This window comes from Mesorhizobium sp. L-8-10 (assembly GCF_016756635.1).
Classification (GTDB): Bacteria; Pseudomonadota; Alphaproteobacteria; order Rhizobiales; family Rhizobiaceae.
This window is the reverse complement of record NZ_AP023263.1, coordinates 4,692,015-4,705,589: the sequence shown is the minus strand read 5'-3', so window position 1 is coordinate 4,705,589 and position 13,575 is coordinate 4,692,015. Positions and strand designations below refer to the sequence as shown.

At 65.5% G+C, this 13,575-nt stretch carries 11 protein-coding genes; 4 read left to right on the top strand and 7 right to left on the bottom strand.

The window, feature by feature from the left end; translation table 11 throughout:
• Nucleotides 1–271: 271 nt before the first annotated feature.
• The 4 genes from JN280_RS21655 to JN280_RS21640 all read right to left on the bottom strand — a co-directional run bounded on the left by JN280_RS21655 (nucleotide 272) and on the right by JN280_RS21640 (nucleotide 4,347).
• Nucleotides 272–829 (bottom strand): ABC-type transport auxiliary lipoprotein family protein, encoded by a 558-nt coding sequence (locus JN280_RS21655; protein ID WP_244743591.1) that lies wholly within the window; start codon nucleotides 827–829, stop codon nucleotides 272–274.
• A 127-nt stretch (nucleotides 830–956) separates the two neighbouring features.
• Nucleotides 957–2,330 carry an MlaD family protein gene (locus JN280_RS21650; RefSeq protein ID WP_202305084.1) on the bottom strand — a complete coding sequence of 458 codons (1,374 nt, stop codon included), beginning with the start codon at nucleotides 2,328–2,330 and terminating at the stop codon, nucleotides 957–959.
• Nucleotides 2,331–3,146, bottom strand: a complete 816-nt coding sequence (locus JN280_RS21645; RefSeq protein ID WP_202305083.1) for an ABC transporter ATP-binding protein — start codon at nucleotides 3,144–3,146, stop codon at nucleotides 2,331–2,333.
• Between the two features lie 13 nt (nucleotides 3,147–3,159).
• The gene (locus tag JN280_RS21640; RefSeq protein ID WP_202305081.1) at nucleotides 3,160–4,347 is read right to left on the bottom strand and encodes an ABC transporter permease; all 1,188 of its coding nucleotides are present in this window, start codon (nucleotides 4,345–4,347) and stop codon (nucleotides 3,160–3,162) included.
• 168 nt (nucleotides 4,348–4,515) lie between these two features.
• Here JN280_RS21640 and dgcA point away from each other — a divergent pair, with 168 nt between their 5' ends.
• The gene (gene dgcA / locus JN280_RS21635) at nucleotides 4,516–5,499 is read left to right on the top strand and encodes an N-acetyl-D-Glu racemase DgcA (protein ID WP_202305078.1); all 984 of its coding nucleotides are present in this window, start codon (nucleotides 4,516–4,518) and stop codon (nucleotides 5,497–5,499) included.
• Here dgcA and JN280_RS21630 read toward each other — a convergent pair.
• Nucleotides 5,451–6,701, bottom strand: coding sequence for an MFS transporter (locus JN280_RS21630; RefSeq protein ID WP_342215851.1), 1,251 nt, complete (start codon nucleotides 6,699–6,701; stop codon nucleotides 5,451–5,453). The genes dgcA and JN280_RS21630 overlap by 49 nt on opposite strands.
• Nucleotides 6,702–6,864: 163 nt before the next feature.
• Nucleotides 6,865–7,677, bottom strand: coding sequence for a UDP-2,3-diacylglucosamine diphosphatase (locus JN280_RS21625; protein ID WP_202305075.1), 813 nt, complete (start codon nucleotides 7,675–7,677; stop codon nucleotides 6,865–6,867).
• Nucleotides 7,678–7,796: 119 nt separating this feature from the next.
• On the opposite strand from JN280_RS21625, the gene JN280_RS21620 reads away from it, so the two are divergent.
• The 3 genes from JN280_RS21620 to JN280_RS21610 all read left to right on the top strand — a co-directional run bounded on the left by JN280_RS21620 (nucleotide 7,797) and on the right by JN280_RS21610 (nucleotide 12,157).
• Nucleotides 7,797–8,561, top strand: coding sequence for an SDR family oxidoreductase (locus tag JN280_RS21620; protein ID WP_202305073.1), 765 nt, complete (start codon nucleotides 7,797–7,799; stop codon nucleotides 8,559–8,561).
• Nucleotides 8,562–8,717: 156 nt separating this feature from the next.
• Nucleotides 8,718–11,042, top strand: a complete 2,325-nt coding sequence (locus tag JN280_RS21615; RefSeq protein ID WP_202305072.1) for an NADP-dependent malic enzyme — start codon at nucleotides 8,718–8,720, stop codon at nucleotides 11,040–11,042.
• 62 nt (nucleotides 11,043–11,104) lie between these two features.
• On the top strand, nucleotides 11,105–12,157 hold the full coding sequence (locus JN280_RS21610; RefSeq protein WP_202305071.1) for a DUF2865 domain-containing protein: 1,053 nt from the start codon (nucleotides 11,105–11,107) through the stop codon (nucleotides 12,155–12,157).
• Here JN280_RS21610 and gltX read toward each other — a convergent pair.
• The gene (gene gltX / locus JN280_RS21605) at nucleotides 12,075–13,448 is read right to left on the bottom strand and encodes a glutamate--tRNA ligase (protein ID WP_202314964.1); all 1,374 of its coding nucleotides are present in this window, start codon (nucleotides 13,446–13,448) and stop codon (nucleotides 12,075–12,077) included. The two genes, JN280_RS21610 and gltX, sit on opposite strands and share 83 nt — an antisense overlap.
• Nucleotides 13,449–13,575 lie beyond the last annotated feature (127 nt).

Here is a 13,575-nt window from a genome sequence, read left to right as displayed (position 1 = left end):
TGACGATGGTCGCGGCCTGAGGATTGCGGTGCCGGCCGCAGCCCACACCAGAACTCAAGCGCCCTGCGACCAGACAGGTCGGCTCGCAAAGCACCTGAAGATGGCAGGACTTTCTTATGCGGGATTGTTCGCCATCAGGGTGTTCCAGCCGGCTCGTGCCCAGGGCGCCGCGCGTACCTTGGAAACGCAAGGGACCCCTCTGATATCTTGACGTCGCGCACCGGAGTGAAGTGACACACCGGCAGTACAAGCTGTGGACAGTCACCCGGTCCTACATCACCGTAACCGACCAGCTCACGATCTCGGACGCCGCCTTGCCAAAGGCACGGTCGAGCGCAGCGATATAGGCATCGTTGCCTGTGCCGGAGACGGGCGAACTTGCCTTGAAGGTCCTGGCCGCCCGGACCACGCCGTTGCGGTCGTTGAGGATCTTCACGAAGAGCTCGACGGTGGCAGTGTCGCCGCCGCCGAGACGTATCTCGAACTCGCGAATCTCGACCAGCACCTGGAAGTCGATCGCCAGCCCCTCGCCCGGCCGACCGACGCCGGCGAACGCGCCTGACCGCTGAACCGATTCGGCGAGCCGCGCCTGCACGATCTTCGGCAGGCGGTCCGCCCACTGCGCACCCTTGAGATACTGGATGACACCAGGCCCGGATCTGATGACGATGTTCTGTCCGTCGATCGCCTTGAGCGCCGATGGCTCGGCGATGAGCACCTGCGTGCGGCGCTTGGCATGGTGGGCTTCGGCAGACGGAGAAGTCAACTCATAGGTGTCGAGCGGTGCCGGCCCGCCTCCGGGCAGCAGCGCGCAGCCCGGCAGCAGCATCGCCAGGACGAAGACACTCGAAACGAGAGCTGTTGGCTGCTTCACCCGCCGCCCCGCCACCCCCTTCGCGGCAGGTCCCTGTTGAATTCGTTCGATAATGCGTGTTTGGGGCGTGAGCACGCCAATGTCAACGCCGGGCTCGCCCGTCATACTGGCGTACCGTCCCATCGCCGCCAGTCAGGATACGCTGCGGGTTGCGCTCCAGGTCGCTGATCGCCTGCTCGATGCGGCCGACGGCGCGGCGGCTGTCGACAACAAGCGCCTCGACGTCGCGCAATCCCTGGCCCGAAAACCGCGCCAAGCCTTCCGTTATCGTGCCGAGTCGGGCGTTGAGCGTCTCGGCAACCTTGCGGAATTCCTTCAGCGTGGCGCTCGCATCGGCCATGACGCCTTGCGCCTCGCCCGAGCCGAGCAGCGAATCGACCTTGGCCAGCACGCCGTCGACACGCACGGAAGCCTGGTTGAGGCGTTGCGCCAGTTCGCCCGCATCGGTGATGATTCGATCGATGTCGTCCGCCCGGTCGCCGAATTTGCTCGTGACCTTGGCCACGTCCTCGACCACCTTGCGGGCGTTCTGGCTGGCATTGCCGATGTCGGCCAGCGCGGTTTTCACCGTCTCACGGTCGACCTCATCGAGGATGCCGTTGACCTTGGCGATGGTCTCGTTGGCGCCCTGGGTGAATTCGTTGACCGATTTCACGGTCGTTTGAACCCCTCGCATCAGGTCGTCGAGGTCGTCGCCGGTAGACTTGAGTCGCTTGGTGAAGTCGTCGACATTGGCGACGATCGACGCCACCTTGTCGCGATCGACCGATTTCAGCAGATCCTCGGCAGCCTTCAGCGTGCCGTCGAGCTTGCCCGATACACCGGACAGCTCACCCGAGAGTTTCGACACGCTGTCGAGGAAAGCGCCGACCCCGTCCGAATTGCGGGCAAGCGCCTCGGAGAACTTCTGGGCGTTGTCGATGGTCGCCGTCAGCGGGCCGCGGGCATCCCGCACGAAGCCTTCGAGGCCGGAGAGCACGTTGTCGGCACGGGTAAAGATATCCTGGGCGGTTTCCAGCAGATTCGTCACGGCGGAGGGATTTGCGGTGATCTCGGCAATCTCCCCGCGCGCTTCTGCTTCGGCCAGCAGATTCGGCTCATCCGGACTCGCGCCCTTCAGGTCGACATTTGCCTGGCCGGTGAGGCCGGCAATGCCGATGTCGGCACGGGTCGACCTGGTGATCGGCGTCAGCCGGTCGATCTCGGCGTCGGCGACCGCCTCCGTCGGCTTGTTGACGTCGAGATAGACCCGCTGGATGTCGCCCACCTTCACGCCGTTGAAGAGCACGGCACTGCCGCGTCCCAGGCCGGACGCCGAACCGGGGATACGAATGCGCAAGGTCGCAGTCTCACCGCGTTCACCGATGCCCTGCTGCCAATAGACGAAAGCAAAGGCGGCAAGCACGGCCAGGATCGTGAAGATGCCGACGATGACGTAGTTCGCTCTCGTTTCCATCTAGCCTCGTGCCTCGCGATCGATCTGCCGCGCGCGCTTTCCGCGGAAGTAGGATTTCACCCAGGGCTCCTCGCTGGCCAGCATGTCGTCGATCGTTCCCTCGACGAGCACCTTCTTCTTGCCGAGCACCGCGATTCGGTCGCAGACCGAGAACAGGCTGTCGAGATCGTGCGTCACCATATAGACAGTCAGCCCCATCGTGTCCCGCAGTTTCGCCACCAGCTCGTCGAAATCGGCTGCGCCGATCGGGTCCAGGCCCGACGTCGGCTCGTCCAGGAACACGATGTCGGGATCGAGCGCCAGCGCGCGGGCCAGCGCCGCTCGCTTGACCATCCCGCCTGACAATTGTGATGGAAACTTTGCGCCGGAATCGCGCGGCAGGCCGACGAGTTCGAGCTTCAGCAAGGCGAGTTCGTCCATCAGTTTCTGCGACAGGTCGAGATATTCGCGCATCGGCACCTGGATGTTCTCCAGCACGGTGAGCGACGAGAACAGCGCGCCCTGCTGGAAGAGCACGCCCAGCCGCATGTCGATACGCAGCCGCTCGGCATCGTCGGCCTTGTCGACATCGACACCGAAAAGCCGGATCGAGCCCGACCGCTTCTTCATCAGGCCGAGAACGGTGCGCAGCAGCACCGATTTTCCCGCGCCGGAGGCACCGACGAAGCCAAGGATCTCGCCGCGATAGACGTCGAGGCACAGCCTCTCAAGCACCAGATTATCGCCGAAGCCGACGGTGACGTCGCGTGCCGAGAGGATCACTTCGGGCTCTTCGGCATTCGCCGCCCCCTGGCCGTTCGAAGTCTTTGATGCCACTCGCCCGCCCCGCTCAGAGATTGACCGCCGCGTAGAACATGGCGAACAGGCCGTCGACGACGATCACCACGAAGATAGCCTTCACCACCGAGGCGGTCACCCGCCGGCCGAGTGACTCGGCGCTGCCGCCCACCTTGAGGCCTTCGACCGAGGCTATGATGCCGATGATCATGGCCATGAACGGCGCCTTGATGAGACCGGCCGATATGGTGCCGAGGTCGATGCCGACGCGCAGCCGGTCGATGAAGGCGCCAGGGGTGATCCCCGAATAGATCCACGCGATCCAGATGGCGCCTGCCAGAGCCGCGAAATTGGCGAGAACCGTCAGGCAAGGCAACGCCACGACCAGCGCAACCAGCCGTGGAAACACGAGCACGCCGATCGGATTGAGCCCGATCACCTTCAGTGCGTCGACCTCTTCGCGCATCTTCATCGACCCGATCTCGGCCGTGATCGCGCTGCCCGACCGGCCGGCAATCATGATCGCCGTCATCAGCACGCCGAGTTCGCGCAACACCAGAATGCCGACCAGGTCGACGACGAAAATCTCGGCACCGAAATAGCGGAGCTGGAAGGCGCCCTGCTGCGCAACGATCGCGCCGACGATGAAGGACATCAGGAAGACGACCGGGATCGCGCCGACGCCCATGCGATCGATCTGATTGAAGATGGCGGCCATGTTGACGGCGTGGCCGCGGCCGAGCTTCATCTGGGCGCCGTGGATGGTGGCGCCGAGAATGTTCATGGAGGCAAGGAAGTCGTCGCGGAATTCGTAGACGCCGCGGCCGATCGCCTCGGGCAGGCGCAGCAGGAACGGCGCTCCCGCCTCGCCGATCGGCTTGTCACGATTGTCGCCTGTCTCGCCAACGGCTTCGAGCAGTATGCGCGCCGACGCGCTCTGCCCCGAAAGCGTCACCTTGGCGCCCCTCGCGGAATGGGCGGTCGCCATGCGGTCGATCAGCCACGCCCCCGCTGTGTCGATCCTGCCGACATCGGAGAGGTCAAGCGTCACCGACTGCAGATTGTCCCGCTCTTCCAGCGTCCGCATCTGCTCGTCGATCTCGCTCACCCGTCGCGTGGTCCAGTTGCCTGAGAGCCGACAGATGAGAACGCCGCCCTCCTCGCTCGCAGAGATCGCGGGGCGGACCCCACGTTCCTGTTCCGCCCTGCTGCTTGCTTCCTTGTCGCCGTTGGTCAACATGGCGTCTGTCTTAGACGTTCGTTTCCAGCCTGTCACTTTGCGTGACGCAGCTAAGCAGGTTTCGGAAAGGTGTCCTACGGTTTTCCCACGAAAGACCTGCGACAAGAAGAGGCCAGGCAGGTGAAGCGTGGGCGAAGCCACTCAAGCCTGCAAATACGAGGAAGAACGATGGCACGCAGCCTCTCCGTCGAGCCCGAACGCTTTCCCATTGCCGGAAGCTTCACCATCTCACGCGGCTCGAAGACGGAAGCCGAGGTGCTAACCTGCACCATCGGCGAGGCAGGTGTAACCGGCCGGGGCGAATGCGTGCCCTACCGGCGCTACGGCGAGACCATGGAGAGCGTGCGTGAGGCGATCGAGGCCCAGCGCAGCGCCATCGAAGGCGGGATCGACCGGGTCGGGCTCCGCGAAGCGCTCGCGCCGGGAGCCGCGCGCAACGCGATCGACTGCGCGCTTTGGGACCTGGAGGCCAAGCTCTCCGGCGAGCCGGCCTGGAAGACCGTCTGCCCGACGACACCCAGGCCGCTGGTCACCGCCTACACCCTGTCTCTCGCGGAGCCCGCAGCCATGGCCGCGCAGGCCAGCGCCAATGCCGGGCGGCCATTGCTGAAGGTCAAGATCGGCGGCGACGGCGACATCGAGCGCATCCGCGCGATCGTGGAAGCAGCGCCGCGCAGCAGGATCATTCTCGACGCCAATGAAGGCTGGACCGCAAAGAACATCGAGCGCAACCTCGCGGCGTCCGCGGAACTGGGTGTCGCCCTGATCGAGCAACCCCTGCCGGCCGGCGAGGACGCGATCCTGGCATCCATCCCCCACCCGGTGCCGCTCTGCGCCGACGAGAGCGTGCATGCGGCGAAGGACCTCGCGGCGTTGCGCGGCCGCTACGAGGCGGTCAACATCGAGCTCGACAAGGCCGGCGGCCTGACCGAGGCGCTGGCGCTGCGCGACCAGGCCCGCAGGCTCGGCTTCTCGATCATGGTCGGCTGCATGGTCGGCACCTCGCTCGCCATGGCACCGGCCGTGCTGCTCGCGCAGGATGCCGACTTCGTCGATCTCGACGGCCCCTTGCTGCTCGCCCGGGACCGTGCGCCCGGCCTGGTCTATCGGGGATCCCTCGTCTCGCCGCCCGAGGCCGAACTTTGGGGATGACCTGACGCCGCCGACAGGCGCGCCAGCAGGACGAGGCCGGCGCCGCCCGCTGCCACAACGGCCATGACAAAAAAACCGCCGGCGCCGAAGCGGTCATAGAGCGGCCCTGAAAGCAGCGTGAACAGCGCCATGAAGATGCCGTTGGCGAAGTAGGCAATGCCCTGCGCAGCTCCCGTTCGTTCCTCCGGCACGGCCTCGGCAATCAGCTTCTGCACGCCGATGATGACGATGCCCGTCGAGAAGGCATGCATTGCCTGCACGACGAAAAAGCCGAGAACTCCCGCTCCCACGGGCCAGACAACGGGAAAGACCAGCCAACGCAGGATCGCGAAGAGGCCGGCAATCATCAGCAGGGCCGCGGCCGAGCGCCGGCCGAAAACCCGTGTGAAGGTGGCGAAGATGAACACCTCGGCGATCACGCCCGACGCCCAAAGCAGGCCGATCAGCGTATCGGAAAGACCAAGCGACTTCCAATAGATGGAGACGAAGCCGTAGAAGAAGGCGTGGCTTGCGACGATCAGCCCAGCTCCGCCGGCGAGCAAGAGGAATCGCCGGTCGAGAAGCGCCGAGCCGGCGCCGCGCATGCCGCTCGCCGAAAGCGGCGAAGCGAGTCGGGGCCGGCCGAGACGGGGCGCGAAGAGGCTCGCGGCAAGCCCGATGGCGAGACTGACGGCCATTAGCAGCGGCACGATCGCCGCTCCGCTCCAGCCAAGGACGACGCCGCCGGCAAGATTGGCGCAAAGGAAGGAAATCGAGCCCCACACCCGCATGCTCGTGTAGTTCGATCCGAAACGACGAACTCCCGACAGAGCGAGCGAATCGGCGAGCGGCGAGTGCGGCGTCCAGACCACCGAAAGCGCCAGCGAGATACCGAGAACGAGGACGTAGCTCGGTTCGAGGAAGTAGCCGCAGCTGAGCGTCAGCGTCGCGGCGGCGAGCACAATGAGCACATTGGCCCTGTCCTTGGCCCTGTCGGCGAAAGCGGTGATCAGTGGTGTGGTGAAGACACGCAGGAACATCGGCGCCGACAGGATCACCGCGATCTGCTCGGGACCGAAGTCCTTCAATTCGAGCCAGAGCGGGAAGTAGGGCAGATGCAACCCTTGCGGGATGAACAGGAAGGCGAAGATGGCCGCGATCCGCAGCTCGAAATGGCGCGGCTTGACGAGTTGTTCGGGCGAAAGTGGCGGGAGCGATGACAACAAGGCGGTCCGGGAGATGGCCGGCCGAAGGGCGAGTCGCCAGCACGACATCGTCGATACCACGCCGGCTGCCGGAGCGGAACGTCTGGCCCAATCGGATCGCCGCGCTGATTTCGCCTCGGGAGGCTCGCATGGATGCCTGCGCAAGCGCCGGCGGCTGGGCTCAGGCGGCAGCCGCCTTGGCGTCGATCACGACGGGCACGAAGCGGCCGGCGGCAGGCTGTGCAGCCGTCTCCGTCCAGCGCAGGATCTCCATCGTCCCGTCGAAATGTTCGACGACGGCCGTGCAACTCTCCACCCAGTCGCCGGTGTTGATGTAGCGGATGCCGGCGATGTCCTCCATTGCGGCGTGGTGGATATGCCCGCAGATGACGCCGTCGACCTCGGCGTTCTTCGCCTGCTCGGCGACGATGGTCTGGAAGGCGCTGATGAAATTGACAGCCCGCTTGACCGTCACCTTCGCCCAGGAAGAGAAGGACCAGTAGGGCATGCCGAACAGGCGGCGGAAACGGCCGACGATGCGGTTGACGATGATGGCGAGGTCATAGGCCTTGTCGCCGAGATAGGCGAGCCAGCGGACATTGTGGACGATGGTATCGAACTGGTCGCCATGGATCACGAGGTAGCGGCGTCCGTCCGCCGCGACATGTATCGCCTGGTCGGCAACCTCGATGCCGCCGAAATGCACGCCCTGGAAGTCGCGCAGGAACTCGTCGTGATTGCCGGCGATGTAGACCATCCTGGCGCCCTTGCGCGCCTTGCGCAGCAGCTTCTGCACGACATCGTTGTGCGATTGCGGCCAGTGCCAGGAACGGCGCAGGCGCCAGCCGTCCACGATGTCGCCGACCAGATAGATCGTCTCCGCCTCATGATCGCGCAGAAAGTCGAGGAGGAAATCGGCCTTGGCGATTTTCGATCCGAGATGGAGGTCGGAAATGAAGAGCGTGCGCACCTTGCGCGGGGTTTCGCCGTGCATTGGCTGATCCGAACCGTTGTTTCAGTGTGGCTATGCCCCGATTCATGCAACAGGCGTATGACGGTTGCGGTTCGGTGAGCCCGCAGGATAGGTTCCGCTTTTTTGGGAAAGGACACGCCATGGATCTTGGTATCAAGGGCAAGAAGGCCATCGTCTGCGCTTCGAGCAAGGGCCTCGGCCGCGGCTGCGCGGCCGCACTCGCCGAGGCGGGCTGCGACCTCGTCGTCAACGGCCGTGACGCCGGCAGGCTCGCGGCCACGGCCGCCGACTTGCGCGGCCGCTACGGCGTTATCGTGACGGAGGTCGTCGGCGACGTCGCCCTGCCTGAGGTGCAGAACGCCCTGCTCGCCGCCTGTCCGTCGCCGGATATCCTCGTCAACAACAATGGCGGCCCGCCGCGTCGCGATTTCCACGATCTGGACCGCCAGGCGATTCTCGACGGCGTCGTCAAGAACATGGTCACCCCCATCGAACTGATCCAGGCCGTCATCGACGGCATGGTGCAGCGCGGCTTCGGGCGCATCGTCAACATCACCTCGCTGTCGGTCTATGTGCCGATCCCGGGCCTCGACGTCTCCTCTGGCGCGCGCGCTGGCCTCACCTCGTTTCTGGCGGGTATCGCCCGCACGGTTGCGGCAAGCAATGTAACGATCAACAATCTCCTGCCCGGCAAGCTCGACACTGACCGCCTGCGCGGCGCCTTCGGTTCCGAAATGCCACAAGGGGAGCGCATCGCGCGACTGAGCGCCGACATTCCCGCGAAACGCTTGGGAACGCCGGAGGAATTCGGCCAGATCTGCGCCTTCTTCTGCTCGGTCCATGCCGGTTATCTGACGGGGCAGAACATTCCCGTCGACGGAGGCTCCTATGTGAGCGCTTTCTGACCGCGCCGACCGGCAGGATCCGCGGCGGGCACGCCAGCGCGCCGGCGCGAAGCCGGCGCGGGATGTGTGCTCGTGTCGCCCCCTTCGCGAAGCGCTCGCGAATCCGGCGGTGTATGGCTAATACTGACAAGGACAAGAACGGGACGGGTGGCCGCGATGAACGACGACGCCAAGAAACAGCAACGGTCGGACCTCGACGAGGCCGCGCTCTACTTCCACAAATATCCCATCCCCGGAAAGCTGGAGATCCAGGCGACGAAGCCGCTCGGCAACCAGCGCGACCTTGCGCTCGCCTATTCGCCGGGAGTCGCCGCCCCATGCCTGGAAATCCGCGACGATCCCGCACGTGCGGCCGATTATACCGGACGCGCCAATCTGGTCGCCGTGATCTCCAACGGCTCCGCCGTGCTGGGGCTGGGCAATATCGGTCCGCTGGCCTCCAAGCCCGTCATGGAAGGCAAGGCCGTGCTGTTCAAGAAGTTCGCCGGCATCGATGTGTTCGACATTGAAATCGACGCGCCCGAGATCGGCCGCATGGTCGAGACGGTGGCAGCCCTGGAACCCACCTTCGGCGGCATCAATCTGGAGGACATCAAGGCGCCCGAGTGCTTCGAGGTCGAGGAACAGCTCAAGGCCCGCATGGGCATTCCCGTCTTCCACGACGACCAGCACGGCACCGCGATCATCGTCGCGGCCGCTGTGCTGAATGCGCTCGAACTGGCCGGCAAGAAGATCGACAGCGTCAAGATCGTGACATCGGGGGCAGGTGCTGCCGCGCTTGCCTGCCTCAACCTGCTGGTCTCGCTCGGCGCAAGACACGAGAACATCTGGGTCACCGACCGCTTCGGCGTCGCCTGGAAGGGACGCGTCGAGGAGATGGACCGGTGGAAGGAGCCCTACGTCAAGGACACCGATGCCCGCACTCTGGCCGACGTCATCGGGGGCGCGGACGTCTTCCTCGGGCTTTCCGCCGCCGGCGTCCTCAAGCCCGAACTTCTGCAGCACATGGCAGAAAAGCCGTTGATCCTGGCGCTGGCCAATCCCGTTCCCGAGATCATGCCGGAGGAGGCGCGCGCGGCGCGGCCCGACGCTATGATCTGTACCGGCCGTTCGGACTTCCCGAATCAGGTCAACAACGTGCTGTGCTTCCCCTACATCTTCCGCGGCGCTCTCGACTGCGGCGCGAGCGCCATCAACGAGGAGATGAAGATGGCCGCCGTCCGCGCCATCGCCGCCCTCGCCCGTGAGGAACCGTCCGACGTCGCCGCCCGCGCCTACACGGCCGAGACGCCGACCTTCGGTCCCAATTTCCTGATCCCCTCGCCTTTCGATCCGCGTCTCATCCTCAGGATCGCCCCCGCCGTGGCGAGGGCAGCCTGCGAAAGCGGCGTGGCGACCCGGCCGATCGAGGATTGGCCGGCCTATCTCGACCGTCTCAACAGATTCGTTTTCCGCTCCGGCCTGGTCATGAAGCCCGTCTTCTCGACGGCCAAGGCGGCAAGCGCCAAGCGCGTCATTTATGCCGACGGCGAGGACGAGCGTGTGCTGCGCGCCGCGCAGGTGGTGCTCGAGGAAGGCATCGCCGAGCCGATCCTGATCGGCCGTCCGCATGTCATCGAGGTGCGACTGAAGCGCTACGGGCTCAAGATCCGGCCCGGCATCGATTTCAGCCTGATCAACCCCGAGGACGATCCGCGCTATCGCGACTATGTCGACCTTCTTATCCACCAGGCGGGCCGGCGCGGCGTCACGCTGGAAGCGGCCCGCACGCAGGTCCGCACCGACACCGGCGTGATCGCGGCGATCGCGGTGAAGCGCGGCGACGCCGATGCCATGATCTGCGGCCTGGAGGGCCGCTTCGAGCGACATCTCAGGAACGTCACGCTGATCATCGGCCCGCGGCCGGGCATCAGCGACCGCGACCTGTCCACCTTGTCCATGCTGATCTCCCAGCGCGGCGTGATCTTCCTGACCGACACCTACGTGACGGTCGACCCGACCGCCGAGGAGATCGCTGAGATGACCGTCCTGGCCGCCGAGGAGATCAGCCGTTTCGGCATAGAACCGAAGGCTGCGCTGTTGTCGCATTCGAATTTCGGGTCGCGCGACACATCGAGCGCCAAGAAGATGCGCGAGGCCTCCGAGATCCTGAAACGCATCGCGCCGGGTCTCCAGGGCGATGGCGAGATGCATGGAGACGCGGCCCTGTCCGAGACGCTGCGCCATCGCGCATATCCGCATTCGACCCTGAAAGGGGAAGCCAACCTGCTCGTCTTCCCCAATCTCGACGCCGCCAACATCACCTTGACGACCGTGAAGAGCATGATGGACGCGCTTCATGTCGGACCGATCCTGCTCGGCACCGACAAGCCGGCGCATATTCTGACGCCGTCGGTCACCTCCCGCGGCATCGTCAACATGACGGCGCTTGCGGTCGTGGAAGCGTCCCACAAGGCGCAGGCTCTGCTCAAGGCCGATTGAACGTGGCGCGGTCGCGCAAAGGCAGGATGCGCGACCTGGTGATTGTCTCGACCGGAGGGCGAATGTCGGCGGCTTGGACAGCAGCGGGGCGGATCGGCGCGGTGCTATGCGCATCGCTGCTGCTGATAGCGCCGCAGCTCGAACCCGCAGCAGCGGCAAGCCGCGTCTGTCGTCAGCTCGAAGCCGAACTGGCCGCGGCCCGCGGCGGTATCAAACAGGGCCTCCATCGAAAATACGACCGCGCCGTCGCAGCGCAGGCGGAGCAGATCGCGATAGCAAGGCGTCAGGCGCGCGCCGCCGGCTGCGGCTTTCGCATCCTCGGCGCCAGCGCTGCCTGCAACGCTCTCGACGACAGGATCGGCCGGATGGAGAGCAATCTCTCCACCTTGCGGCGCAAGCGGGCGCAACTGGCCCCGGGGACGCCTCGGCGCACCCGGCTGCGCATCCTGGCGGAGCTCGACGCCAACGGTTGCCGCCGGCCCAGGCCGATGGCAAGGTCAGCCCCACCGGCCGAGGAACGGCCTGGCGAGAGCACCGCGCCACCCGACGCCAATGAGGGAACAGACAGTGTCGCTGCCGGTCCCGAAGGCGAATTCCGCACGGTCTGCGTCAGGACCTGCGACGGTTATTTCTTCCCGATGTCGAACGCGTCGAGGTGGTCCGACTTCCAGCGCGACCAGAAGAATTGCGAAGCCGCCTGCCCCGGCGCTGAAATGCGGCTTTACCGGCAAGGCGCGGGTGCCGAAGGCATGATGTCGACCGTCACCGGCGAAGCCTACACGGCTCTGCCGAATGCCTTTCTCTACAAGGTCGAAGGCATGCCGCGCCCGGCAGGATGCGGCTGCGGCGCGGCGAATGATCCCTCTACTACCGCCGGTGGGCCGGCGGCGGCGGAAAAGACCGGCGGCTCCATAATAACGCTCGGGACCGAGAGCCCTCCGGAAAGCGAAGAGAAAGAACCTGCCGTGCCGGTCCAATCAACGCCGGCGGCCCCGCCGCAAGCCGAGGCCCGGCCGATGGACGACCGCAAGGTCAGGCTCGTCGGGCCAACGTTCCTTCCCGCCCCAGAAGCGGCAATAGATCTGCGAGCTCCGGCCCCGAGGCAAGCCCGGTAAGCGCGAGCCGGAGCGGCATGAACAGCGCCTTGCCCTTGCGTCCGGTCGCCTCACGCACCGCGTCGGTCCAGGTCTTCCACGTCGTCCGGTCCCAGGGCTCGTCGGGCAGCAGGTCGAAAGCCTGGCGGACGAAGGTGCGATCCGCTTCCGACAGGTCGGGCTGGTGGATGAGCCCTTCCTTCACGATTCGCCACCAGACCACCCCCTCGGCCAGCGTGTCGAGATTGCCTCGTACGGTGGTCCAGAAGGGCTCGGCGTCGTCGCCGGAGATGCCGAGCGCTGCGAGCCGCTCGCGCACGGCCTCGAAAGCCATGTGGTGCAGCAGCGCCTTGTTGAGAAGCTGGAGCTCGGCGGGATCGAATTTCGCCGCCGATTTCGACGTCTTGGCCGGATCGAAGCGATCGGCGAGTTCCGCCATCGTCGGCACGGCCGCGACATTCTCGGAGGTACCGACCAGCACCGCGAGCGACGCCAGCGCCATCGGTTCGATGCCCGACTCCCGCAGGCTTGCCACCGAGAGCGCGCCGCTGCGCTTCGACAGGCCCTCGCCCGTCGTGGTCGTCAGCAGGTTGTGATGGCCGAACACGGGCGGCTCGGACCCAAGCGCCCTGGACAGCGCGATCTGGACACCCGTATTGGTCACGTGGTCGTCGCCCCGGATGACATGGGTGACACCGAAATCGATGTCGTCGACGACGGACGGCAAGGTGTAGAGGTAGGTGCCGTCCTCGCGCCGCAGCACCGGATCGGAGAGCGATGCGAGGTCCACGGTTTCCTCGCCCCGGATCAGGTCGTTCCAATGCACCTCGGTGCGCCGGGTCTCGAACGGGTCGGTGTCGAAATTGGGCAGCAGGAAGCGCCAATACGGCCTGCGTCCATCGCGCTCGAAAGCTTCCTTCTCCTCCGTGGTCAGATTGAGCGCCTCACGCCCGTAGACCGGCGGCAGGCCGCGCGTGCGCCTTATCTTGCGGCGCAGGTCGAGTTCCTCGGCCGTCTCGTAGCAGGGATAAAGCACTCCCGCCGCCTTCAGCCGCTCGATGGCGGCATCGTAGATATCGAAGCGTCGGGATTGATATTCGATGACATCGGGGAAGATGCCCAGCCAATGCAGGTCGTAGAGGATCGCATTGGCATATTCCTGCTTCGACCTTTCGACGTCGGTGTCGTCGAAACGCTGGATGAAGCGGCCGCGATGTTTCATCGCGAAGAGCCAGTTGAACAGAGCCGTGCGGCTGTTGCCGATATGGATGTGACCCGTCGGCGACGGGGCGAAACGGACGGTGACTGTCATGAACGGGGCGTAGCGAATGGCTCCCCTCTTGGCAAGGTGGTGCGCCCCCGCACCAATCGACAGATAGCCGATTACCGTGGCCATGAGAAGGCGGCCGGGCCAGGGGCGACCCGGCCTTGCCCGGCGG

Bases quoted from the DNA above. Each gene is read 5' to 3' on its own strand.
- JN280_RS21610 (WP_202305071.1), top strand. From the start codon at position 11,105: ATGTCGGCGGCTTGGACAGCAGCGGGGCGGATCGGCGCGGTGCTATGC.
- gltX (WP_202314964.1), bottom strand. From the start codon at position 13,448: ATGACAGTCACCGTCCGTTTCGCCCCGTCGCCGACGGGTCACATCCAT.
- dgcA (WP_202305078.1), top strand. From the start codon at position 4,516: ATGGCACGCAGCCTCTCCGTCGAGCCCGAACGCTTTCCCATTGCCGGA.
- JN280_RS21625 (WP_202305075.1), bottom strand. From the start codon at position 7,677: ATGCACGGCGAAACCCCGCGCAAGGTGCGCACGCTCTTCATTTCCGAC.
- JN280_RS21620 (WP_202305073.1), top strand. From the start codon at position 7,797: ATGGATCTTGGTATCAAGGGCAAGAAGGCCATCGTCTGCGCTTCGAGC.
- JN280_RS21650 (WP_202305084.1), bottom strand. From the start codon at position 2,330: ATGGAAACGAGAGCGAACTACGTCATCGTCGGCATCTTCACGATCCTG.
- JN280_RS21640 (WP_202305081.1), bottom strand. From the start codon at position 4,347: ATGTTGACCAACGGCGACAAGGAAGCAAGCAGCAGGGCGGAACAGGAA.
- JN280_RS21655 (WP_244743591.1), bottom strand. From the start codon at position 829: ATGCTGCTGCCGGGCTGCGCGCTGCTGCCCGGAGGCGGGCCGGCACCG.
- JN280_RS21615 (WP_202305072.1), top strand. From the start codon at position 8,718: ATGAACGACGACGCCAAGAAACAGCAACGGTCGGACCTCGACGAGGCC.